Genomic DNA, 24084 nt, shown 5'->3' with positions numbered 1-24084 from the left:
TTTTTGCTCCTTTCATCCGATCTTTTGTTTCAACTCTTCAAAATGCTGATTTCTTTTTTTCAATCCCCTTAGTGTATAATACCAAAGTAAGGGCTCTATTGATTATTATAAGAGGTGTGAAAATGGATTTAGAATTAGTGACTAAAGGAAAACAACTATCGGATAATGACCGAACGATCTTGACTTACTTAGCAGCTCACGTCAATGAACTAGATGGTGTTTCATTAAGAAAAATCGCTGCTACCTTATATACTTCTCCAGCAACTATTGTGCGTCTAGCACAAAAATTAGATTTTTCTGGTTACTTAGAGCTATTTTACTTCTTGAAAAATCAATACCAACCCCAAAACCAATTGGTTGAGGCTACCGTTGATATCTCAATTCCAACCGAGAGAATCGCTCCTTCGATCCAAAATATGAAGCAAATCTATCAAGCCGATCAAGGAAAGTTCATCACGATTTACGCGACCGGTTTTTCAAGTATCATTGCCGAATATCTTTATAAGAAACTCCTGGTCAATGGAATCAAGACGCTTTTCGTAAATGCAGCAGATTCGTCGGGGATCATCAACAATAATGCCGATAACATCAGTATGCTGATTGTCATATCCAAATCCGGCGAGACTCAAAAAGTGATTGAGAAAATGCAGTTTTCCCAAGAACGCAAGATCCCTACTATTCTGTTTACTGGTAACAGTCAATCCCGCGCGACTGAGGCGGCAACGATCATCTTTGAAGTGGCTGACGAACGGCCGCTAGATAGTCAAAACATCAAATACAACAGCTTCTTTGGCAAGCTATTATTATTGATGGAATACATCGTTCAAGAATTCACTCAAAGCTAATTGCTAAAGTAGGTTTGAGCTAGCCGCGTATAAGATTCATGATTGGTTGGCTCAGGGAAAAAGGCTTCTTGCGCCTCTTGAACCAGTACGTTCGGCTGCTCTAATAAATAGTACAAACCGAAAATCGGCTCATTTTGCGGTGCGTAATAGCAAGCTACACCAAAAACGTCTGCTGCTAATTGCCCCAAAACTGCTGTTTGGAAAAAGCCGCCGCTGACAGATAATGATTCATCCTTTGCGACAAGTTCAACCAGCTTACGAATATTTAATAGAACCCCTTCAATCACACTTCGCAGCATATCCATTCGTGTATGCTGCAGGGTCAAATCATAGAAACCGCCTTTGATTTCATTACTCCAGTAAGGGGCGCGTTCGCCATTCAGATAGGGCCAAAAGCGTAACCCATTCGCACCTAACTCCGTTTGTTCGAATAGATCTGGCAGCAGTTCATAAAATTTCGCTGGATTATCAGCTAAATGATTGGCAGCCCAAGCCAAAACGACCCCACCGTTGTTAGAAGGTGCCCCACTAACAAATAAATCGTTTTTCAAGTAGTAGCAGAAATTTTGCTTGGTCTGATCTAAGTGAATGGTGTCCGTGATCTGACGGACCGCCGCGCTTGTTCCGATCGTTAAGCTAGCGGATCTGCCCGTCGCATAATAGCTGGCATAGGCCGCTAATGTGCCATCGCTTGCGCCAATGACGACCTTTGTGCCAGCAGAAAAGTCAAATAGATCACGTATTTCAGGGAGTAGCTCAAATGCTTGATCCGTATCAACTAGCGGTGCTAATTGCTCCGCATTAATATCAAGGTAAGCGAGAATCTTAGGGCTCCATTGTTTTTTCCTCAAATCGAACAAGCCTGTTGCGGAGGCGGTAGAGTAATCGATCACTGGTTTTCCAGTAAAATACTCCATGACCAGTTCCTTGATCCCATACCAACGTGTCCCTGCTGGATACAGTTCTTTTTCTTGGAAATAAAGCAGCTTGGCAAACGGAGACATGGCATGGATTGGAGTGCCGGAAATTTCATAAAAATGTGTTGCTAAGTTCGTTTGCTTAAAGCGATCCATCGTCTCCGCTGCTTGCAGATCTGACCATAAAAAAACTTGCTTTTCGCCATCATCAGGCATCAGGCTGTGCATCGCTGTACTGAAACTAATAGTCGAAATTTGTTGACGAAGCGAAGTCGGAATGGCTAAAATTCCAGCCTGCAAAATCGTTAAAAGTTCATTTCCGTCTTGATACTTGATCCGATCATCTCCATAGGTTTGAAGCGGTAAATCACTGGTATAAAGCAAAGCATTTTCCTGAATTACACCTAACTTGATAGCGGTCGTGCCGATATCTATTCCTAAAAAAACTGACAAAATCATTCATCCTTTACAAAGGCGTGTCCGCCAAACTGATTGCGCAATAATGCGACAAGCTTCTCACTTATTTTATCACAATCCTCTGATGCAAAGCGTGTCATAAGTGATTGGGTGATCACCGGCAGGTTCACCTTTAATTTCAGCGCTTCCTCAACCGTCCATTTCCCCTCTCCGGAAGATGGGATGATTCCTGCAATCTCAGTCAGATTCACTCGATCGCGATAGATATTTTCCATTAGTTCCATTAACCAAGAGCGAATCACTGAACCATGATTAAATACTTGAGCAACATCCTTCATTTGATAGTCATAAGGACTATGATGAAGTAAATTGAAGCCTTCGCCAATTGATTGCATCATCCCATATTCGATGCCGTTATGAACCATCTTAAGATAATGCCCGCTTCCAACAGCTCCGCAATAGATAAAGCCTTTTTCTACGCATAGATCAGCAAAGATTGGCTTCAGATCCTCAAAAACAACCTGTTCGCCACCGATCATCATACATGCCCCATGCTTTGCACCTTCCACACCGCCGGAAGTTCCAATGTCAATAAAATGAATACCCTTTGCCTGACAATAATCAAAATTGTTTAAGCTGTCCTGATAATGAGAATTTCCGGCATCAATCACGATATCGCCTTCCTTCAATCTTTCAGTAACCTCTACAATCATATCATTCGTCAAGCTTCCGGCTGGCAGCATCAGCCACACAATCCGCCGATCCCTTTGATTTTCTAACAGACTTTCAATATCTGAGTAAAAGACTCCGCCTAAATCTGTTAATGTTTCTGCAACATTAGGATCTATATCTAAACCTTTCACTTTATGTTGATGTCGCAATAAATTCTCAGCAACTCCTAAACCCATTTTGCCCAGACCGATCATCGTAATTTCCATTCCCGTTCCTCCAGTAATCTTTTTAGAAAAAAAGGATCGTAGCAGCAACTCAATCATCGTTGCTGCCACATCCTTTAAAATTAATGTAATTCTGGCCAAGCATCACCGTTTTCGGCAATCAGATCATCTAATAGTTCCTTAGCTATCTGCGCACTTGGAACGGTTTTCGATAAAGTCAATGCTTGCCACATTTTTTGATAGCTGTTCTCTACATAAGCCTCGACTACTAATTTTTCAACAGTGACCTGCTGGAACATCAATGCTTGCTGGAAGGCTGGAATTTGTCCTTGAGTCAATGCTTCTGGTCCATCTGTACCAACAATACATGGGACTTCCACCATTGCATCATCAGGGAAATTGGCGATCGCGCCATTATTTTCCACGATCATCACCATCCGTTCATGAGTATTGAAGGCAATCGCACGCGCTAAGTTAACGATGAAGGTCGCATGAGCATCAATGTCAAAGGCAATGCCCTCTGCGGAGCCATTAGCGATGATTTGTTTGGCATGATCAAAAACATTTTTTTCCCGACCTTCCATCACTTCATTCGCACGGGTAAATTCTGGATGGTCCTTCATGTGTTCAAATACGTAATCAGGATACAAGTAATATTTCAAGTACGTGTTCGGCAAATACTCTGGTGTTACTGCTAAAATATCCTTGGCTTTCTTATGAGTTTCCTGCCAGCTTGGATCGGTATGCTGGGTATCTACTTCGATTTGCGTCAAGTAGCCATGTTCGGAAACATAATTCCGAATTTGGTCAATGTACTCATGTCCCTCTTTGTCCTTGACACTGGTCCACCAGCCAAAATGATTCAAGCCAAAGTAGCGAACCTCTAATTCTTCCGGTTTCTTGCCGATGATCTGGGACATCCGGCGCAGTGTTCCTATCGGCATATCGCAAATGTTCAGCACTTTCGATTCTGGTCGCAACACACGGCAGGCCTCAGCGACGATCGCCGCAGGATTAGAATAATTCAGCATCCAGCAGTCCGGCGAATATTTTTCTATGTAATCGATAATCTCCAGCATGCCAGTGATGCTGCGCATGCCATAAGCGATTCCGCCTGGCCCGCAGGTTTCCTGACCAAATACGCCATGACGCAATGGAACTTTTTCATCTTTTTCCCGCATCGCGTATTTTCCCACACGAATATGTGCCATACAAAAATCTACATCGGTGAATGCAACTTCCGGATCGGTCGTATACAGAAAGTCAATCTCTGGTGCTTGCTCCTTCAACAAAATCTCTAATGCTTCACCGAGAACTCCTTGGCGATCGCCATCATTGTCGTATAATTTCAAGGTTTTTAAGGGAAAGCGTTCTAAGTTATCCAACATCATCATGACGATTCCTGGAGTAAAGGTACTCCCGCCGCCGGCAATTACTACTGAGAATTTTTTCATATCTATTCGTCTCCTCCACTGTCTCTTCCTAAATATTTTTCAAGTTTCTCGCGCACTTGCGGTACGGTCAAGCCGTAAACCACATGGACATTTTCTCCGTTACTGATAACGCCTTTTGCCTGGGTTTGATTTTTCAACAGCCCTTCATTCACTAAAGCTGGATTGGCTAGCTTTAGACGCAGCCGGGTGTAACAATTATCGATGGTTTTGATATTTTCGGCTCCGCCCAAACCTTCCACTATTTTCCCTGAAAGTTCATCATCAGATGTTGGAGCTGCTAATGCGCCATCATCCGGTACTGCCATTTTTTTCTCGTTATAATCCTTCTTCGAATAAAGCTTCGTCTCTTGGTCCTCATCTTCTCGTCCAACCGTCTTGAAGTTAAACTTAACGATCAAGAAGCGGAAAATAAAGTAATAGATAAAGAAGAAGGCCACACCGACTAAGAGATAGATCGGCCATCGGGTCTTCTCTGTTCCCAATGGAATATTATAAAGCAGAAAGTCAATAAAGCCATTCGGACCGATCGCCCTTGATCCGAGAATATTCAGTGCCACCATACTCAATCCGCTCAAGGCTGAATGAATGACAAACAGTGCCGGGGCCACGAACATAAATGAAAATTCAATCGGCTCAGTTACTCCGGCGACAAACGAGGTCACAACTGCTGGAATCAAGATCGCTTTTACTTTGAATTTGTTTTCTGGCTTCGCTGTCTGATACATCGCTAAACAAGCTCCGATCAAACCGAACATTTTCGAAATCCCTCGAGCATCCCAGATCACGCTTTGAGATAGGACTTTGATCGCAGGATCAGCAATCTCTGCAAAGTAGATATTTCGCGCGCCTTCGAAAACCTGACCACCAACTTCTGCCACGCCGCCGAGAGACGTATATAAGAATGGCGTATAGATTAAATGATGCAATCCAGTCGGGATCAACAACCGTTCTAACGATCCATAGAGGAAGATTCCAAAGTTTCCAGTTTTCTGAATGACTCCGCCTAAACCATCGATCCCTTGTTGAATAACCGGCCAGATAAATGAAAGCAGAATAGCTACCAGCACTAATACCGGAATCAAAACAATAAAGACAAAGCGGGCACCGCCGTAAACTTGAAAAGCATTATTAAAGGTCGTATCAATGAAACGATTGTGGATCAACGCCACTACGATCCCAAGAATAATTCCTAGAAAAACACCCATGTCCAAGACTTGAACGCCTAAAACTAAAGCTTGTCCTGAACCTTGCAATTGTTCAGGCGCCACCAGCATATCGCGAATCTCCATAAATTTATTCATGGCATATAGGAATACTAAGTAACCAAGCAGCGCGGTAAACGCGGCCTCCGCCTTTTTCTTATTGGCTAATCCCAACGCAATTCCGACACAGAAGATCACTCCGAGGTTTGTCAAAACTGGCAGTAAGGCCGCTGACAAGATACTGCCAAATCCCATCGTGATCGGATTATCTAAAAAGCCAAAAGTCTCAATCAACCGCGGATTGGTAAACACATTTCCGATCGCAATCAAAATACCGGCTATCGGCAAAATCAATACAGGAACAAACATTGCCTTCGAAAATTTTTGCATGCTATCCATGATTTTCGCTTTCATCATTTTCTCTCCTTCTTTTATGATGTGTTTAGTATACGGGCCGCTATTCCAAAAATAAATAGATACCGCTTACAACTCAACTCGTTTCACGATCTGAAACACGTTTCATGATTGCCACAAAAAAGAGCTTTCCCGCAAGAAAACTCTTAATGGCTTTAGCCTTATAATCAATTCTATTTTAATAATCAGTCATAATTATTGGACTTTTTAGACAGCAGATTTTCAATATCAAGCTGAATAACATGATCCACCAGCACGGGATTTCTCGTTCGATATGGCCATGCGCCTCCTTCAAAAAGTGCATACAACTGATTGCCGTCAGTAGTGATTTGTTCAATGTAAGGCGGCGTGTCCACTGAAAACTCTGCATCCTTAAGCGAGAAGAAATTATCGACCTTATCTAGATTAAAGAAATAGATTTTCTCTGGGCGATCAGGTCCCCACGACTGAGACATCACTAAATAATCCTTATAGAAAGTCAATCCTTGAATCATGTCCAAAGTTTTCCAAGAACCAAGGGAACGAGCAAATTGAGAGGGTGGAATCGGTGTTACTCCCGATTGACCCTTCTTTCCCTGATCAAAACTCGAAACCTTTTCTTGGGAAGCGATCGTTAATTCACCTTGATTGTTTAAACGATAAGTCGCCATGCGTCCATATTCACCCAAAGTAAAATAACCCACGACTAAAACGCCAGAGGTATAGCTCAAAGCCGAAGCATGAGAAACTTCTTTTAAGGAAAATTGCTGATGGTACGAAATGACATGGTTCTTCTTCAGCTGATATGCTTCCATCTCTTTCAAATCAATCGACGATAAGCCCGCAAACAGTCCTCCAGTTGTGACCCAAACCCGCTCATGCTTCGGATCATAGGCCAACCCGCCAAGATGTGGGTGCCCTGGCAATACGACAGTTTTAATAAAACGATGTGTTTGTCGATCCAGCATATAGATCACGGAATGATTCTGATGATCATGACTGTACGCCGAGATCAAAAGATATTTTTCTGTCAGGGTAACTCCCTGCGGTGTCATCGTCCGACTATCCACAATCTCATTGGTTGCCAAGCTCAGTGTTTCAGCCTGATATAATCCTGGAATTTTGTACATACCAAAATCATCGTCAACGCCCTCATTAGAAAAAGCCGCTCCATAAAATTGATGGTATTGTTTCAGCTGCTCCATTTGCTGTTCAGTCGTCAGCCAATGATGAGCAGCTTGGGCTTTCACTGGGAAAAGGAATAGAAGAAATAGGAGAATGATTCCATAACTTTTCTTATACATTCGAAAGGCTCCTTGTTTTTTTACTAATCAGACCATAGCAGATATTTCCTTAAACAACAATTAAAGCGCTGTGGTGTTCAATTATTGTTGACTGCGAAAAGCCAAACTGACAGTTAGCTCGTAATAAGGAAGCATTATGCAAAAAAAAAACGAGCCCTTTTTTAGGAACTCGTTAATATCTATTTCATTCAGTTATACTACTACATCAACAGGCTCTTCCAGCTTCTCCTCTTTTCGTTTCTTTTTGCCCTTCGTTCGTTTGTCGCGATTAACGATTGCTACCTGCATCACGATACATAGAAGCATCAGTAAGCCGACAAATATCTTGGTCCACCATGAGCTGAGCGTTCCTTGGAAATCGACCATCGTACGTATCACACCAGTAATCAAGACACCAATCACCGGTCCGATCAGAGAACCGACACCGCCTGTCAGTAATACGCCGCCGATTACACAGGCCGCGATTGCATCCATTTCCAGCCCTTGAGCATGCAAGCCATACCCTGATAAGGTATAGAAGCTGAACATGACACCCGCTAGTGAAGAAGCAAAGCCGCTTAATGAGTAAATCATTATTTTTGTCCGACCCACTGGCAATCCCATTAGCATCGCTGATTGCATATTGCCGCCCATCGCATAAACGGTACGACCGAACTGCGTATATTTTGATAAGTAGATACAAACAAGCACGAAGACGATCGCAATCAACACATTGAGGGAAATAAAGTAGCCCGGCAACAAATAGACTTTAAATTGTGAGAGATCGTAAAAAGCATCGTTTGTAATAGGAATCGATTCGATCGAGATCAAGTAGCAGACTCCGCGGGCAAAGAACATACCCGCCAGAGTAACGATCCATGGATGCATTCTGAAATACTGGATCAAGAAGCCTTGGACTGTTCCGAAGACAGCACCGACGATCAAACAAATAGCGATCACTAAAAAGGCATTCATACCACCCTTTAATAAAGCTGCCGCAATCATCGAGGTCATCGCAATCACTGCGCCAACTGATAAATCGATACCGCCAGTCAAAATTGGAAAACAAATACCGCAAGCCAACACGATCAGATGCGCATTATTGATAAACAGATTTAAAACAACTCGTAAGGATAAAAAGCTAGGATACATGACTGAGCCGGCTAGAAACAAGAGTAAGAAAATCCCAATAGAAGCCAATAACGGAACGTTTAAATTGCCAATTTTAATTTTCAACTGAGGCACCTTCCTTTCTTTTCTGTTTCATAGCCGCCGACCAGTCTTTCATTCGTTCGGAAGAAAGCAGTACGACAAAGATGACAACGATGGCCTTGACCACCATGATTGTTTCTGAAGGAATCCCAAAGGTAAAGATAGTCGTACTCAGGGTTTGGATAAACAGGGCCCCGATGACCGTTCCGCCAAGGTAGAATTTACCGCCATCCATTGAAGTTCCGCCTAATACAACAGCTAGAATCGCATCTAGTTCCAACGCTAATCCATTGTTGTTTCCATCTGCACTGGAAACATTAGCGCTATCCATCATACCGCTCAATGCCGCCAGCACACCACAAATTATGTAGCAGATCCATAGAACTTGGCGTGTATTGATACCTGCATAACGTGCCGATTGTTCATTGATTCCAACAGATTCGATCGATAATCCGAGCGACGTTTTTCTAGTCAGCAGATAAACACCCAGTACCACCAAGCCCATTAAAATTGCAGGAAATGGCAAACCAAAGAGGTAACCGCGACCGATAAATGAATAGGAAGTTTTGCCCAAAGTTAAAATCTCTCCGCCTGAAATGATTTGGGCAAGCCCACGTCCGACTGTCATCAAGATCAACGTTGCGATCATCGGTTGGATATTCAATCTTGCCACTAAGAAGCCATTCCATAATCCGCAGAGACAGCCAGCGATCAGTCCGGCTATGATTGCTGCACCAACGGGCATTCCGATCGTCAATAGATAAGCGGCGATCATCGCCCCTAAGGCATTGACTGAGCCGACGGAAATATCGATCCCGCGAGTCGCGATAACTAAACAAACGCCGGTAGACACGATCACTAAGGAGGCTCCGCGGTTCAGCACATCGATCATGCTTCCATAGAGATGTCCATCATTGATAGACAATTTGAAAAAGTTCGGTGAGAAGAATAAGTTGAACAATAAGATCAGCAACAGACCGACTACCGCCCACAATTCCTTTCGTTTTAACAATGGTTTGAGTTTTTCCATTATGATACCTCCCCGGCAATAGCGCTCATAATATTATTTTCGGAAATTTCTTCTTCGATCAATTCAGCTACTGAAAGTCGATCTCTTAAAACGATGATTCGATCACAACAGCGAACCATTTCCTCGTATTCAGAAGAGATAAACAAGATCGATACTCCGTCTCTAGATAGTGATAAAATCAAACTTTCAATCTCTCTTTTAGAACCGATATCGATCCCTCTTGTCGGTTCATCTAAGATCAACAACTTGGGTTCGGTGACGAGCCAGCGTGCCAACAAGACTTTTTGCTGATTCCCGCCTGATAATTCCCCCACCTTTTTATCGGCATTTGGTGTTTTGATATTCAACAGCTTGATATATTTTTCTGCAATCTCCTGCTGCTCCTTGAAGCCGATCCGTTTCCAGCCGCATTTTGCCTGTAGGGAGACGATGATATTCTCACGAATACTTAGATCAGCTAGGATTCCTGACACTTTTCGATCTTCGGAACAAAAACCAATATTTTCCTTGATCGCTTTTTGCGGATACATTTTTTTAATATGATCATTATCGAGATAAAGAACGCCATCATCGAATTCCTGTGCTCCGAACAACAGCTCTGCCACTTCACTTCGCCCAGAACCCAGCAAACCTGCGAGGCCTAAAACCTCGCCTTCACGAATACTCATTGAAAAATCATTGATCACACCTTTTTTAGTGACATTCCGCATTTGAATAAAATTTGTTTGCGGGTATTCCGTAGTTTTTCTAAAGGCTCGTGAGTTTTCGTCCTTAAATTCCTGTCCAATCATTTTCGTCACCAAATCGATCTGACTCAGTTCACTTGCCGGATATTCTCCAATCCAACGACCATTACGCAACACTGTGATTCGATCCGAGATCGCGTAGACTTGATCCAAAAAGTGCGTTACGAATAAAATCGCCATGCCATTCTTTTTCAACTCGCGAATGATTCCGAATAATTGCTCTACCTCATTGCCATCCAAACTTGACGTTGGTTCATCTAAAATCAATACTCCTGAAGACATATCTACTGCCCGGGCGATGGCGATCATTTGTTGGACTGAAACGGAGTAACTGTCGAGAGTTTGTGTGACATCTACATCGATCTTCAATGTTCCTAATAGCTTCTTGGCATCAAGATTCATTTTTTTCCAATCGATCTTACCCATCTTTTTTGGTTGACGACCGATATAGATGTTTTCCGCTACTGTCAAATTCGTACATAAATTGATTTCCTGATAAACGGTACTGATACCTGCTTCTTGTGCTTCTTGTGGTGTTTGCGGTTCGATCTGTTGATTATTCAGTAAGATCGTGCCGCTCGTCTTGGGATAAACACCAGTCATTACCTTGATCATGGTGGATTTTCCAGCACCATTTTCGCCCATCAAGGCGTGTACTTCTCCCTTGCGGAGATTGATCTTTACGTCATCTAAAGCCTTCACCCCAGGGAACTCTTTTGAGATATGCTCTAGGGATAGGACGATTTCATTTTCCATGTGTGGATTCCTCCTCTAAACGCTTCTAGCTAGAATAAAAAGGAATAGAGTGACCTCTATTCCTTTTAAAGTATTAGTAAGGTCTTGGTAGGTTTTCTTCAGCATTCTTACTATCAAAGATGCCGTTTTTAACAATTACTTCTTTTTCGACTTTTTCGCCTTTAGCTAATTTTTTAGCTGTTTCGATGATGTCTTCCCCATATAACGGACTACATTCTACAACACAATTGATTTTTCCATCGACGACTTGTTCTAACGCATCATTGGTTCCGTCAAAAGAAATAACGGTAATATCTTTACCAGGCACTTTGCCGACTTCTTCGATTGCTTGAAGTGCACCCATCGCCATATCATCATTTTCCGAGAAGAGCACATCGATATTGTCGCCATTCGATTTCATAAAGGCTTCCATAACTTCTTTTCCTTCAGCACGAGTGAAGTTTCCAGATTGCTTTTCAATAACCTTCCATTTATCATGCTTCGCAACGCCTTCTGTGATCCCAGCTGTACGGCCTACTTGAGCAGAAGAACCAGTCGTTCCCTGCAGATGAGCGATGTTCAATTCATCGCCTTCTTTGCCATCAGCTTTCAACTTGTCTTCTAGCCATTTGATACCGCGTTCGCCTTCATCTTTAGAGTCGGTCCCGATCCGTGCGTTGTACAGATCCTCAACCTTCTTGCCTTCCACCTTCCGGTCAACGATTAATACAGGAATATTTGCATCCTTGGCTTCGGTTAAGACTGTTTCCCAACCAGTTTCTACAACGGGAGCTACTGCGATCACATCGACACCTTGTTGAATGAAATTACGAATAGCTGAAATTTGATTTTCTTGCTTTTGTTGCGCGTCAGAGAATTTTAAGGTTACGTCTGGATCATTTTTCGCTGCATCTTGGACGGATTTCGTATTGGCTGTCCGCCACTGACTTTCTGCCCCTAATTGAGAAAAACCAATCGTGATCTTGTCGTCTTTGCCTTTTTTCGCACCTGAATCCTCAGAGGCGTTTCCTCCTCCGCCACATCCGGCTAACAGTGTACCAAGGATTGTAAGTGACATAAACGCGCTGACCAATTTTTTCTTCTTCATTAATTTTCCCTCGCTTTTCTTTTGATGAGTTAATCATAAAGCGGGATTGAAAACGCTACCACGAATCATTTATGTTGATTTTCTTTAAATTATTCAGCAGATTATAGCATCATAGAAAATCATTCAAAAAGAACCTTGATTATTTTCAGAGACTTGCTATAAATATTTTCGATACGCTATCTTTGGTAATTTTTTTTTCATACAATATAAGTAAGAAGCGATAGCGCTATGAGGAGGACTACAAAATGAAAAGGTTTTCGTTTTTAATGCTAGTGCTTTTATTGTTGACTAGCTGCTCAGCAGGAAACTCCAACTCAGATGAAGAAAAGAAACAATATGTAATCGGGTTCTCCCAGATCGGCGCAGAAAGTTCTTGGCGAGAACGCAACACGGAATCTGTTTTAGAGGCGGGAAAAAGGGCTAACTATAAAATACTTTACGAAAATGCGAACCAAAGTCAGGCGGAACAAATCAAAGATGTCCGTTCCTTCATCGCCTCACGCGTAGACCTGATTATTCTGACTCCGATCGTGGAAACTGGTTGGAAGCATGTTTTAGAAGAAGCAGCCGATGCTGATATCCCTGTAGTCATCAATGATCGGCTGATCTCCAAAGAGGATTCGGATCTTTATAAAACTTTCGTTGGACCCGATGTTCCAATTCAAGGAATCCAAACCGCGGATTTTCTAAAGAAAAAATATAAGGATGCTCCAGCACCAATCAATATTGTAGAGATTCAAGGCAGCAAGGATGCTTCTCCGGCGATCAGCCGCCATGATGGCTTAGTTGAAGGATTGAAGGACGATCCACGTTTCCAACTGGTTGCTTCAGTCCACGGCGACTTTATGCTTTCCAAAGGTCGAGAGGCGATCAAAAATGTGGCGAAATCTCAGGATCTAAAACAAGTCGATGTGATTTATTGCCACAATGATGATATGGCGGATGGCGTTGTCTCCTATTTAGAAGAGACTGATATTAAACCAGGCAAGGATGTCACGATTTGCAGTGTTGACGGTCAGCAAAGCGCCATTGATTTACTGAAGGCCGGGAAGATCAATTGTGTGATCGAATGTGATCCAAACATGGGTGATAAACTGTTTGAAGTCGTCACTGCTGTCTTAGATGGAAAAGATGTCCCTAAGGAAAACTACACAACGGGACAGGTCTTCTCCGAGTATTCCGATTTAACTAAAATCGATGAACGAGGGTATTGATCATGAAGCGGATAAGTATCGGAAATACCTTAGATTATCATTATAAGCTGGTGATCCTGTTAGCCATTCTGCCCATGGTGTTGATCAGTATTTTCTTTATGGTGAATATCTTTCAATACCGACAGTCGATTGAGAATGTCAACGATGTCAATAAGCTCAATTCTGAAATGGCGGTAAAAATCGATAATTCAGTCTTTTACTTGATCACCGGCAAGCCGACCAGAATGCAGGACCCGACAGAGGTGATCCTGCATTATCAAAAGGAATTAGATAAATTGAAGGACAGCTCTTCATCTTTCGACCAGCAGCAAACATTAGATGTTGCTAAACGTATTTTGGACACGGATCGACATTACGTTTCTACTATCAAAAAAAATTTCGCCGCTGAAAAACCAATCAGTGACAGCGAAGCCATCCTAGTTGAGATTCGAAACGTCAATGTTCTATTAAAAGACACGCTGCAGGAATTCGTGACCGGCGAGATCAATCTTTCCAATAAAAAAAGCAACCAGATTTTTCAAACCATCATTGTTTTACTATTTTTAGAAATTTGTTTAGTGATCGTTCTGGTCATTATTATCAGCCGCAATAAAAAGAATTTAAATGCTCGCATAAAGATTCCGATGGATAAAATTTTGACCTCTCTGTCTGAAGTTTCTAAAGGAAATTTAGATACCAAAGTCGAAAGCTCCGAGATCATCGAGTTCGACCATCTTTCCACTGAGGTCAATCAAATGACGACTCAGATCAAAGCCTTGCTGGAACAGAACGATCGCAAGCAACAAGCCATCGCTAAGGCTGAGCTAAGAGCCTTGCAAGCTCAGATTACTCCGCATTTTATTTACAACAGCTTGGATGCGATCATCACCCTGTCTGAATTAGACGAACCAGAACGTGTCGTTGAAACGACGTTAGCCTTATCAAACTTTTTTAAATTGACCCTTAACAACGGCAACGACTGGGTGACCGTTCAACAAGAAATTGAACACGTTAAAAGCTATCTGCAAATTTTAAAAACCCGTTATGGATCAATTTTGGAGTACCAAATCACGATCGATCCGAAAATCGAGCAGGTCAGAATGTTGAAAATGATCCTGCAGCCAATCGTCGAAAATGCCATGTATCATGGCATCAAGCACAGCCGTCGACGTGGACTTATCCAAATCAATGGCAGCCAGCAGGAGCAGCGTTTAGTTTTTGAAGTCACTGACAATGGTGTGGGGATGTCTCGCCAGAAAATCGAAACCTTACAAAAGAATATCCGCGAGCTGGATCCGACTGGTGTATCAGGCGGTTATGGACTATATAATATTTACCGCAGATTGCGCCTTTATTTTGGTGAAACGGCTGAGCTGAAGATGACAAGTCAAGAAAATCAAGGAACGACCGTTACGATCATTTTACCGATCCAGACAGATGTCTTTCAAGAAATGGGGAACGAAGATGCTTAAAGTGTTTATTGCGGAAGACGAAGAAATCATTCGCTTATCCCTGCGCAAACAACTCGCCAAATTGGAAAAAGAAGGTGAAGTTCAGTTTGTCGGCGAAGCCAGTGATGGGGACATGGCCCTTTCCATGATGCAGGAATTGAAGCCGGATCTGCTTTTGACAGATATTCGGATGCCCTTCATGAACGGATTAGATCTTGCTCGTTACGCTAAAGAAATGCTGCCTTGGCTTCATGTGATCATCATCAGCGGCTATGATGATTTTGCCTACTCCCAAGAAGCGATCTCTATCGGTGTCGATTCCTATATCACCAAACCAGTGACTACGAACGAGCTGATCAGCGCTATCATGTCCTCGCAAAAACAGATCCAGCAAGAATACGAACGACAAAAGCAGCCGGATCAAAAGAACAAAATACTGCACTTCGAATACTACAAGGAACATTTTTTTCATCATTTAGAAAAAAGCGGCTACGAGCCTGGTGAATTGATCGAACGGCAGGAAAAGCTCAACTTCAACTTATTAGGGCAATATCTAACCGCTCTTTACGTCAAACTGCCTCAGCAGCATTTAAATGAACAAAACTATCAACACTTGATCCTGCGTTTCAATGAAATCTTTGGCTCTGATAAAAGTGTTCTGTCAGTAGTCTATGATACGTTGACGATCAAGGGGCTGGTAAGCGGTCCAACAGAAGCGAAGTCCATGGAAAAAGCCTATTATGCGGCTGATATTTTAAAATATGAACTTCAAAGTATTGAGGAATCCGCTTTTGTCATCGCGCTCGGCAATACCTCCAATCGCCTGACAGAGCTGCGCAATAATCTGCTGGTCACGCAGCAATATGCGATCGACAACCTTGAACCCTTCAGCGGAAAAATCATTCGTCTTGCCGACACAGTAAACATTGAAGACGCGAGATTCGTTTTACCAGATAAAACCCTGCTGGATCTCAATCAAGATTTTCGTGTAACAGAGTCAATCAATGTAATTTTACAAGGTCTACAAATAGAAAAAGGTTTCTCTTCCTCCTACGCCTATCAAATTGCCCAATACTTGATGAAGTTCTTGGAGAAACTGGATACTAACCAAGGGAAGAAAGTTTTGGCCGAATATCAAGAATCCGACCTTGTCTTGATCAGTAATACCCCTTCCGTATATCGGCTTTTACTGGAAGTCCTGCTGACAGCGATTAAAAATGGGGTAAAAGAAAAAAGCTATCAAAAAAAGGAACAAGAACATCCTGTTGTGACCACCGTATACAAAGAAATGCTGGAAAACTATTCGGATCCAAATCTTTCCTTACAGGCAGCCGCTGATGATACAGGCGTCAGCTTGACTTATCTAAGTACCCTTTTCTCTCAAACAAAGGGAAAAACCTTTATTGATGCACTAACTGAGATTCGGCTGAATCACGCCAAAGAACTACTAAAAGAAACAGATCTGCTGATCACAGCAATCGCCTTTGAGATCGGCTATAATGATCCAAATTATTTCAGCTACCTCTTTAAGAAAAAAGTCGGTATCTCGCCGAAAGCTTTTCGCACGGAGCAAAATAAATAAGCACAAGAAGAATTCGTCTTTCTTCTTGTGCTTATTTCCTAGTCATCAATTAATACCAATCATCCATCATCTCTAGTGTCATAATGCCGTCATCCACGCCCATTTCGATCTGCTCTCGAATCTCCGGCATATCCGCTGCCTTCACTTCGCCTGCTGCAATCAAAAACTGATAGAACTTTTTCATTGATGAACCAGCCTTTTTGACCGCACTTTCACTGATCCACACATTTTTACGTGCCCCCCAACTAAAGAAGTCGCTAATGACCTCGAAAGAAGAAACGGCTATATCAAAGCCATAAAAAATCAAATAACCACTAAGATAATCTTCAATATTTGCCAGATGTTTATTGACGGTTTTCTTGGTCTGCTTCTCATGCTGTTCAAGATATTTTTGAAACGCAATTAAAATCAAGCGATTATTCGCTAATGCCGCATCAAATTCCTCTTCAGAAAAATCACCAGTTTTGTAATTGATCAAGCTTTTCCAATTTTTCTCTACTACATACTTTTCCTCCGCGTCTTCCTGAGAGACAGCGTGAAGTTCGAAAGGTTTTTTAAAAGTTTCTCGCAGGTTATCCAGAGGAAACTCTCGCTTAAAAGAATCGTCTGCCAATCTCAAGCTAAGTTCAACATCAACCAGTTTATCTAAATTAACTCCTTCATGATACTCCATGGATGCGATCATATTATTGATGATTCCCGTAATGACACGATTATATCCTGCACCTACTTCAATCTCACCAGCTAAATCGAGATATTCAGTGATTTTTTCCTGAGGGATTCCTGCTGCTTGAAAAACTTCTGTAATAGCATTCGGAATAATTTCCTTCAGCTGCTTTTTCGTTTTAGCATCAACATCAATCAACACGATTGGAAAATAAGTTAAGTCATTGACTAGCAATAAAACTTTCTTTCTTTTAACATTAAAGTAATTCGCATGCCAAGAAAAAAGTGGATTTTTATCAGAAAAACTTCTCGCCAATTTCTTATCAGCAGCTTGTGGCAACTGATTAAATAGTGGCAATGCCTTTTTCGATGGATTGATAATCATTTAAGCACCTCGTTTAATCGTTTTGTGTATTTCAACCTCAGTATTAGTATAGCAAAAGTTATTTATAAATACGGTTTTTATCAATCAAAAACCATCATTCCTTTACGAGTATTGCAGACAATAAACTTGGCTGCTAAGATTATAATACTAGTGGGATTTTTTGGAGGGATTAAGGATGAACAGTCTATTGGGAATTTTTATTGCTTTGCTTTTATCCTTTATTGTGACGGGTATCGCTATTATAAAAAATGATGGCTACTTTATTGCGCGTAATCCGTTTTTCGGACCTGAAGAAACGAATCGAGAACAACAGGCCGGGTTCAAATTAGCTTATAGTCTAATAGGCTTTTCGACAATTTCGCTATTTATTCTTCTGCTTTTTAACGTACACAATTTATTTTTGAAAGTTGTATGTCTAACCTTCTTAACTGTTTTTATCCTCTGGCACTATTCCAAAAACATAAAAGAGAAATGATTATACTAAAAAACGAGCTTTCCATAATAGGAAGCTCGTTAAAGTCTGTATGAACAGAATTTTTATTTTTCCTCTGCGTTGGCGTCTTTGAGACCGTATTTCTTGTTGAAACGATCGACACGTCCATCTGCTTGAGTGAATTTTTGACGTCCAGTGTAGAATGGATGAGAGTCTGAAGTAACTTCGACACGGATTACAGGGTAAGTGTTTCCGTCTTCCCATTCAACTGTTTCTTGTGAAGTTTTAGTTGAACCTGACAAGAATTTGAAACCTGTAGTTGAGTCCATAAACACAACCGGATGATATTCTGGATGAATTCCTTGTTTCATAGTTTTTTTCGCTCCTTTGCCCTGAATCATTTGCTGGTTCAGAGTTATTTTTGCAATTTGCAACATGACTATACTATCATGAATGATTCGACAATGCAATTATCTTTTCAGATTTCTGCGGGGAGTTTTTCCACCGAATGAAACATCCTTGAAAGCTTTGAAAACATCATCGTTATTCTTCGTCTTTTTCAGGAAGTTCACGAATTGTGAGGTATATTCCAATGAATCACCCGTCATATTATTGCGCAGCTTGAAGATTTCTTCTAGACGTGACGGTGCCATCAATAATTCTTCTTTACGCGTACCAGATTTTTTGATATCGATTGCTGGGAAAATACGACGTTCGGATAAATCACGGGACAATTGTAATTCTAAGTTCCCTGTTCCCTTGAACTCTTCATAGATTACATCGTCCATTCGGCTTCCGGTGTCAACCAAGGCCGTCGCCAAAATCGTCAAGCTGCCGCCTTCTTCGATATTCCGAGCTGCACCAAAGAATTTCTTCGGTTTGTACAACGCAGCGGGATCGATCCCCCCACTTAATGTCCGACCACTTGGCGGAACCACTAAGTTATAAGCACGAGCCAACCGGGTGATACTGTCCATTAGGATCACGACATCACGCTTGTCCTCGACTAGACGCATCGCTCGTTCCAAGACCAATTCAGATACACGTGTATGATTTTGTGGTTGTTGATCAAACGTTGAATAGACCACATCGCCCTTCACGCTGCGTTCCAAATCTGTCACTTCTTCAGGGCGTTCGTCGATCAGTAAGACAATCAATTCAACATCAGGATAATTATCAGTAATGCCATTGGCAACTTCTTTAAGGATTGTTGTTTTTCCGGCTTTTGGCGGAGCTACGATCAGACCGCGCTGGCCAAAACCGACAGGTGAGAAGATATCGATCATTCGGGTAGATAAACGACCAGGTGTTGTTTCTAAGACTAATTGTTTCTCAGGGTAAAGAGCAGTCAATGCTGGGAAATGCGGACGTTCTTTGGCTTCTTCTGGATCCTTGCCATTGACGCTTTCCACATGCATCAAGCCATAATAACGTTCTGATTCTTTTGGTGGGCGAGCTTTTCCTGCTACTTTATCACCGTTTCGTAAGCCAAAACGACGAATCTGTGAGGAAGAAATATAGATATCCTCGGCACTTGATCCATAATTGATTGGCCGTAAAAAGCCGTAGCCGTCTTGCCCGACGATATCCAAGACTCCTTCCATGTAAAAGAAGCCTTGTTTCTCTGCCTGCGCCCGAATCACAGCCAATGATAATTCTTTTTTGTTCATCTGGCTGTAATAAGGAATTTTAAAATCCTTTGCATAGGTATAGATTTCTTTCAGCGTCTTGTTTTCAAGTTCCGCCATTGTTAAATAATCGCTCATTATTCCGCCTCTTCCTCGTCGATCATTTCGATAGTAGCACCAAGAGCCGTCAGTTTCTCAATAATATGATCGTATCCACGTAAAATGTATTCCACGTTAAAAATAGTTGTTTTTCCTTCAGCCATCAATCCAGCGATAACTAAACAAGCCCCAGCGCGTAAATCAGAAGCCACTACTTCTGCACCGTGTAATTTGTTCGAGCCATTTAATATGATTAGGTTGCCTTCCACGCGGGCATCAGCGCCCATGCGGACTAATTCAGGAATATGATTTACTCGTTTTGAATAGATCGTATCAATAATTTCAGCCGTTCCTTGGGCTTTTAATAATAACGGTGTGATCGGCTGCTGCAAATCTGTCGCAAAGCCTGGATATGGTGATGTAGTAACATCCACTGTCTTCAAGTTCTTAGACGGCAGCACTTCAATACTGTCCTCTGAGATATTCATTTCCACACCGATTTCTTCCAATTTCGCAATAAAACTTTCAATATGTTCATAGATTACGTTATGAACGGTCACGCCTTCACCCATCGCAGCTGCCAGAGCCAAATAAGTCCCCGCTTCGATTCTGTCAGGGATGATCGAGTGGACACAGCCATGTAACTCTTCCACACCTTCAATCCGAATTTCATCAGTACCTGCACCACGGATTTTTGCACCCATGTTATTCAGCAACGTTGCTACATCAATAATTTCCGGTTCCCGAGCAGCATTTTCGATAATCGTCTTGCCCTTGGCTTTAACAGCAGCGAACATCACGTTGATGGTCGCACCAATAGAAACCACATCCATAAAGATGCGATCGCCCTTTAAGCCGTCTTCATCTGTTCGTAAATAAATCACGCCATGCTCATTTGAAACTTCTGCACCTAAACTCTCAAATCCCTTGATGTGTAAGTCAATTGGACGAGGTCCTAAGAAACATCCGCCGGGTAAGCCAACAACTGCTTCACCAAATTTTCCTAATAAAGATCCCATGAAATAGTAAGAAGCACGTAATGAATTGATTTTACCGCTGGGCATTGGGATTGATACGACTTTACTTGGATCGATCACCATGCGATTATCTTCAAAAGACACTTTTGCTCCCATGATCTCTAGAATCTCAATCAATGAATGCACGTCTTGAATGTCTGGAACACCTTCTAAAGTAACTGGCGAATCCGCCATGATTGCTGCTGGAATTAATGCGACAGCACTATTTTTCGCGCCGCTGATTGTAATATTACCTGATAATGGCTTTCCGCCATGAATTTCGATTTTTCTCATTTATTTTCACCTAATTAATTATTTTGAAGTTTATAGACCATTATCCATTCTAGCATATTATTGCCTGCATAAAAAGGAAGCTTTCTCAAATCTCACAAGAAAATAAGCAGGTTTTCCACGTTCGAATTGGATTTCATTATCTGGCCGCTAATTTTGGTCTAGAACTTTCTTACTTAGCTGAAAATATTAGTATTTTTAAAATTTTTGGAACTAGAATTTCTGAATAGATCCAATATAAATCATTTTTTTCATGTTATTCATTGAAAAGATAATTTCGTAATTATTTTATATTTTTATGCGCAAAAAAAGCCTCGAAGCGAATGCTCCGAGACTCTAATAAACAAATTAAGCTTTGTTTGCTGAACCGAACCAGTCAATATGTTCTTCAGCATCTTTAACGATTGCAGCAACACCTGGTGCCAACAATTTACGAGGGTCAAAGCCTTTTCCTTCTTTATCTTTGCCAGCTTCGATGTATTCACGAGTTGCTTTAGCAAATGATAATTGGAATTCAGTGTTAACGTTGACTTTAGAAACACCCATAGAAATTGCTTTTTGGATTTGTTCTTGAGGAATACCTGATCCACCGTGTAATACTAGAGGAACATCAGAACCTACAGCATCAGCGATAGCTTGTAAGTGGTCAAATGCAAGACCTTTCCAGTTTTCAGGGTATACACCGTGAATGTTACCGATACCGCATGCTAAGTAGTCGATACCTGTAGCAACCATTTGTACACATTCGTCGATGTCAGCTAATTCGCCAGCACCGATGATTCCGTCTTCTTCACCACCGATTGAACCAACTTCACACTCAACAGAGATACCTTTAGCGTGAGCTTTTTCAACAACGTCTTTAGCCAATTTCAAGTTTTCTTCAAATGGAAGATGAGAACCATCAAACATGATTGAAGTATAGCCAACTTCGATACATTCTAAAGCAGCTTCGTAGTCACCATGGTCTAAGTGGATTGCAACTGGTACAGTGATACCCATTGAGTCAACTAAATCAGTGATGATATCTTTAGCAACTTTGTATCCGCCCATGTATTTTGCAGCGCCCATTGAAGTTTGGATAAGAACTGGTGCTTTTTTAGCTTCTGCAGCTTTTAGAATAGCTTGAGTCCATTCTAAGTTGTTTGTGTTGAATCCACCAACTGCATATCCGCCTTTACGTGCAGCTTTTAAGAATTCTGCTCCTGATACTACTGGCATAAAAAATTCCTCCTAAGGTTTTTTACTATTTGGTTAAGCCGTGCTTAACTAACGTGTTAATTCTATCAAAGTTTTTCCATCTTTGCTACTCCAAACCTTCCGATAAAACCTTTACATTTCAAGTTTTTTGCTTTTTTTGTAAAAAAAACTGAAAGGCGTCTATGCCTTTCAGTCAAAACTACTATTTTGCTTCTTTACTTTCCAATGATGCGCCAACGAAGGCTTTGATCAATGGTTGAGGACGATTTGGACGAGAGATCAATTCTGGGTGGAATTGACAGCCCACGAAAAATTTGTTTTCCGGAATCTCAACGATCTCAACTAAACGATTGTCAGGAGATACGCCAGAGAATACCAATCCTTTATCTTCAAACAACTGACGGTATTGGTTATTGAACTCATAACGATGACGATGACGTTCTTGGATCACATCGCCATTTCCATATGCAGCGGCTGTCTTGCTGCCTTTTTTTAACTTACATGGATATAGACCAAGACGCAATGTTCCACCTAAGTTTTCAACATTTTCTTGATCTGCCATCAAGTCGATAATGTTGTTTGCTGTATCCGGAACAGTTTCTGCTGAATTCGCATCTTCAAGCCCTGCCACGTTGCGAGCAAATTCGACACAGGCCATTTGCATTCCAAGGCAAATACCTAAGAATGGCACGTCATTTTCACGGGCATAGCGAATTGCTTCGATTTTCCCTTCGATCCCGCGATCGCCGAATCCACCAGGTACTAAGATACCATCGGCATCACCTAAGACTTCTGCGACATTTTCTCGAGTAACATCTTGTGATTGGATCCATGCAATCTCGATATCTGAATCAAAAGCAAAACCAGAATGCTTCAATGCTTCTACCACAGAGATATAAGCATCAGGTAATTCCACATATTTCCCAACTAATGCGATTTTGACCTTCTTCTTAAGGTTCAGGACTTTTTCTTCTAATGCACGCCATTCAGTCATGTCTGCTACTGGAGCATCGATTTTCAGATGATCACAAACGATTTGATCCATGCCTTGCGCTTGTAATGCTAATGGAATGGAATAAAGTGTTTCTACGTCACGAGATTCGATAACTGCTTCTGGAGCCACGTCACAGAATTGCGCTAGTTTATTTTTTGTACTTTGAGAAACAGGCTGTTCTGTGCGAACGACTAAGATATTCGGTTGAATCCCTAAACCACGCAACTCTTTCACACTATGCTGTGTTGGCTTCGTCTTCATTTCACCAGCAGCCTTCAAGAATGGTATCAACGTCGTGTGGATATACATCACGTTGTCTGCACCGACTTCTGCTTTCATTTGACGCAAAGCTTCTAGGAATGGTAATGATTCAATATCACCAACCGTACCGCCAACTTCAGTAATGATCACGTCTGAATCCGTCATCTTTGCAGCACGCATAATCTTTGATTTAATCTCATTTGTGATATGCGGGATAACTTGGACGGTCGCACCTAAGTATTCACCCTTACGTTCTTTTCGAATAACTTCTGAATAGATTTTTCCTGTCGTTACGTTGGAGTATTGATTCAAGTTGATGTCGATAAAACGTTCATAGTGACCCAAGTCTAAATCCGTTTCAGCACCATCATCTGTCACAAAAACTTCTCCGTGTTGATAAGGACTCATCGTACCTGGATCGACATTGATATATGGATCGAATTTTTGAATAGTTACTTTCAATCCCCGATTTTTGAGCAAACGACCTAATGATGCTGCCACGATCCCCTTGCCAATTGATGAAACTACGCCGCCAGTTACAAAAATATACTTTGTCATAAATGAAAAAACTCCTTCATACTAATTTGCAGGAAACGTCTAGAAAAAACAAAGAAGCTCCCTATCCGATTGAATAGGGAGCTTTGAATTCA

At 41.7% G+C, this 24084-nt stretch carries 20 protein-coding genes; 5 read left to right on the top strand and 15 right to left on the bottom strand.

Annotation, left to right across the window (positions count from 1 at the left end; translation table 11 throughout):
- The first annotated feature begins 122 nt into the window (after nucleotides 1-122).
- A complete protein-coding gene (locus AC4J95_RS14645) occupies nucleotides 123-845 on the top strand; it encodes a MurR/RpiR family transcriptional regulator (protein WP_316401778.1) in 723 nt (240 codons plus the stop codon).
- Here AC4J95_RS14645 and AC4J95_RS14640 read toward each other — a convergent pair.
- The 9 genes from AC4J95_RS14640 to AC4J95_RS14600 all read right to left on the bottom strand — a co-directional run bounded on the left by AC4J95_RS14640 (nucleotide 842) and on the right by AC4J95_RS14600 (nucleotide 12238).
- Complete coding sequence (locus AC4J95_RS14640) at nucleotides 842-2221, bottom strand: gluconokinase (RefSeq protein ID WP_494550501.1); 1380 nt, start codon at nucleotides 2219-2221, stop codon at nucleotides 842-844. The genes AC4J95_RS14645 and AC4J95_RS14640 overlap by 4 nt on opposite strands.
- Complete coding sequence (gene gnd, locus AC4J95_RS14635) at nucleotides 2218-3117, bottom strand: phosphogluconate dehydrogenase (NAD(+)-dependent, decarboxylating) (RefSeq protein ID WP_494550500.1); 900 nt, start codon at nucleotides 3115-3117, stop codon at nucleotides 2218-2220. The genes AC4J95_RS14640 and gnd overlap by 4 nt, the downstream gene beginning before the upstream one ends.
- 80 nt (nucleotides 3118-3197) lie before the next feature.
- Nucleotides 3198-4529 carry a 6-phospho-alpha-glucosidase gene (locus AC4J95_RS14630; RefSeq protein ID WP_494550499.1) on the bottom strand — a complete coding sequence of 444 codons (1332 nt, stop codon included), beginning with the start codon at nucleotides 4527-4529 and terminating at the stop codon, nucleotides 3198-3200.
- 2 nt (nucleotides 4530-4531) lie between these two features.
- On the bottom strand, nucleotides 4532-6145 hold the full coding sequence (locus AC4J95_RS14625) for a PTS transporter subunit EIIC (RefSeq protein WP_494550513.1): 1614 nt from the start codon (nucleotides 6143-6145) through the stop codon (nucleotides 4532-4534).
- A 185-nt stretch (nucleotides 6146-6330) separates the two neighbouring features.
- The gene (locus AC4J95_RS14620) at nucleotides 6331-7428 is read right to left on the bottom strand and encodes a YncE family protein (protein WP_494550498.1); all 1098 of its coding nucleotides are present in this window, start codon (nucleotides 7426-7428) and stop codon (nucleotides 6331-6333) included.
- A gap of 192 nt (nucleotides 7429-7620) precedes the next feature.
- Nucleotides 7621-8643 (bottom strand): galactofuranose ABC transporter, permease protein YjfF, encoded by a 1023-nt coding sequence (gene yjfF / locus AC4J95_RS14615; RefSeq protein ID WP_494550497.1) that lies wholly within the window; start codon nucleotides 8641-8643, stop codon nucleotides 7621-7623.
- Nucleotides 8633-9649, bottom strand: a complete 1017-nt coding sequence (locus AC4J95_RS14610; protein ID WP_494550496.1) for an ABC transporter permease — start codon at nucleotides 9647-9649, stop codon at nucleotides 8633-8635. Before AC4J95_RS14610 ends, yjfF begins: the two co-directional genes overlap by 11 nt.
- Nucleotides 9649-11151, bottom strand: a complete 1503-nt coding sequence (locus AC4J95_RS14605; protein ID WP_494550495.1) for a sugar ABC transporter ATP-binding protein — start codon at nucleotides 11149-11151, stop codon at nucleotides 9649-9651. The genes AC4J95_RS14610 and AC4J95_RS14605 overlap by 1 nt, the downstream gene beginning before the upstream one ends.
- Before the next feature lie 73 nt (nucleotides 11152-11224).
- Nucleotides 11225-12238, bottom strand: coding sequence for an ABC transporter substrate-binding protein (locus tag AC4J95_RS14600; RefSeq protein ID WP_494550494.1), 1014 nt, complete (start codon nucleotides 12236-12238; stop codon nucleotides 11225-11227).
- Between the two features lie 245 nt (nucleotides 12239-12483).
- Between AC4J95_RS14600 and AC4J95_RS14595 the strand changes: the two genes are divergently transcribed.
- From AC4J95_RS14595 to AC4J95_RS14585, 3 genes are read left to right on the top strand one after another with little or no spacing between them, the layout of a single operon-like run.
- Nucleotides 12484-13452, top strand: coding sequence for an ABC transporter substrate-binding protein (locus tag AC4J95_RS14595; protein WP_494550493.1), 969 nt, complete (start codon nucleotides 12484-12486; stop codon nucleotides 13450-13452).
- Between the two features lie 2 nt (nucleotides 13453-13454).
- A complete protein-coding gene (locus AC4J95_RS14590; RefSeq protein ID WP_494550492.1) occupies nucleotides 13455-14903 on the top strand; it encodes a sensor histidine kinase in 1449 nt (482 codons plus the stop codon).
- Entirely contained in the window at nucleotides 14896-16464 is a 1569-nt protein-coding gene (locus AC4J95_RS14585; RefSeq protein ID WP_494550491.1) for a response regulator transcription factor, read from the top strand. Before AC4J95_RS14590 ends, AC4J95_RS14585 begins: the two co-directional genes overlap by 8 nt.
- A 49-nt stretch (nucleotides 16465-16513) precedes the next feature.
- Here AC4J95_RS14585 and AC4J95_RS14580 read toward each other — a convergent pair whose 3' ends face one another.
- Nucleotides 16514-17515 (bottom strand): DUF6933 domain-containing protein, encoded by a 1002-nt coding sequence (locus AC4J95_RS14580; RefSeq protein WP_494550490.1) that lies wholly within the window; start codon nucleotides 17513-17515, stop codon nucleotides 16514-16516.
- 175 nt (nucleotides 17516-17690) lie between these two features.
- Here AC4J95_RS14580 and AC4J95_RS14575 point away from each other — a divergent pair, with 175 nt between their 5' ends.
- On the top strand, nucleotides 17691-17990 hold the full coding sequence (locus tag AC4J95_RS14575) for a hypothetical protein (RefSeq protein WP_494550489.1): 300 nt from the start codon (nucleotides 17691-17693) through the stop codon (nucleotides 17988-17990).
- A 62-nt stretch (nucleotides 17991-18052) separates the two neighbouring features.
- Here AC4J95_RS14575 and AC4J95_RS14570 read toward each other — a convergent pair whose 3' ends face one another.
- The 5 genes from AC4J95_RS14570 to pyrG all read right to left on the bottom strand — a co-directional run bounded on the left by AC4J95_RS14570 (nucleotide 18053) and on the right by pyrG (nucleotide 23992).
- Nucleotides 18053-18319: a type B 50S ribosomal protein L31 gene (locus tag AC4J95_RS14570; protein WP_010744532.1), complete on the bottom strand. Its 267-nt coding sequence runs from the start codon at nucleotides 18317-18319 to the stop codon at nucleotides 18053-18055.
- Between the two features lie 99 nt (nucleotides 18320-18418).
- Nucleotides 18419-19714 carry a transcription termination factor Rho gene (gene rho, locus AC4J95_RS14565; protein ID WP_494550488.1) on the bottom strand — a complete coding sequence of 432 codons (1296 nt, stop codon included), beginning with the start codon at nucleotides 19712-19714 and terminating at the stop codon, nucleotides 18419-18421.
- Complete coding sequence (gene murA / locus AC4J95_RS14560; protein WP_316401795.1) at nucleotides 19714-20985, bottom strand: UDP-N-acetylglucosamine 1-carboxyvinyltransferase; 1272 nt, start codon at nucleotides 20983-20985, stop codon at nucleotides 19714-19716. The genes rho and murA overlap by 1 nt, the downstream gene beginning before the upstream one ends.
- Nucleotides 20986-21330: 345 nt before the next feature.
- Nucleotides 21331-22200 (bottom strand): class II fructose-bisphosphate aldolase, encoded by an 870-nt coding sequence (locus AC4J95_RS14555; protein WP_048718717.1) that lies wholly within the window; start codon nucleotides 22198-22200, stop codon nucleotides 21331-21333.
- 181 nt (nucleotides 22201-22381) lie between these two features.
- Nucleotides 22382-23992, bottom strand: coding sequence for a CTP synthase (pyrG, locus tag AC4J95_RS14550; protein ID WP_316401796.1), 1611 nt, complete (start codon nucleotides 23990-23992; stop codon nucleotides 22382-22384).
- Nucleotides 23993-24084: the final 92 nt, after the last annotated feature.

This window comes from Enterococcus sp. GPZ-007, assembly GCF_059374735.1.
Note: the sequence above shows the minus strand (reverse complement) of the source record. Positions and strands in the feature narration are given on the sequence as shown.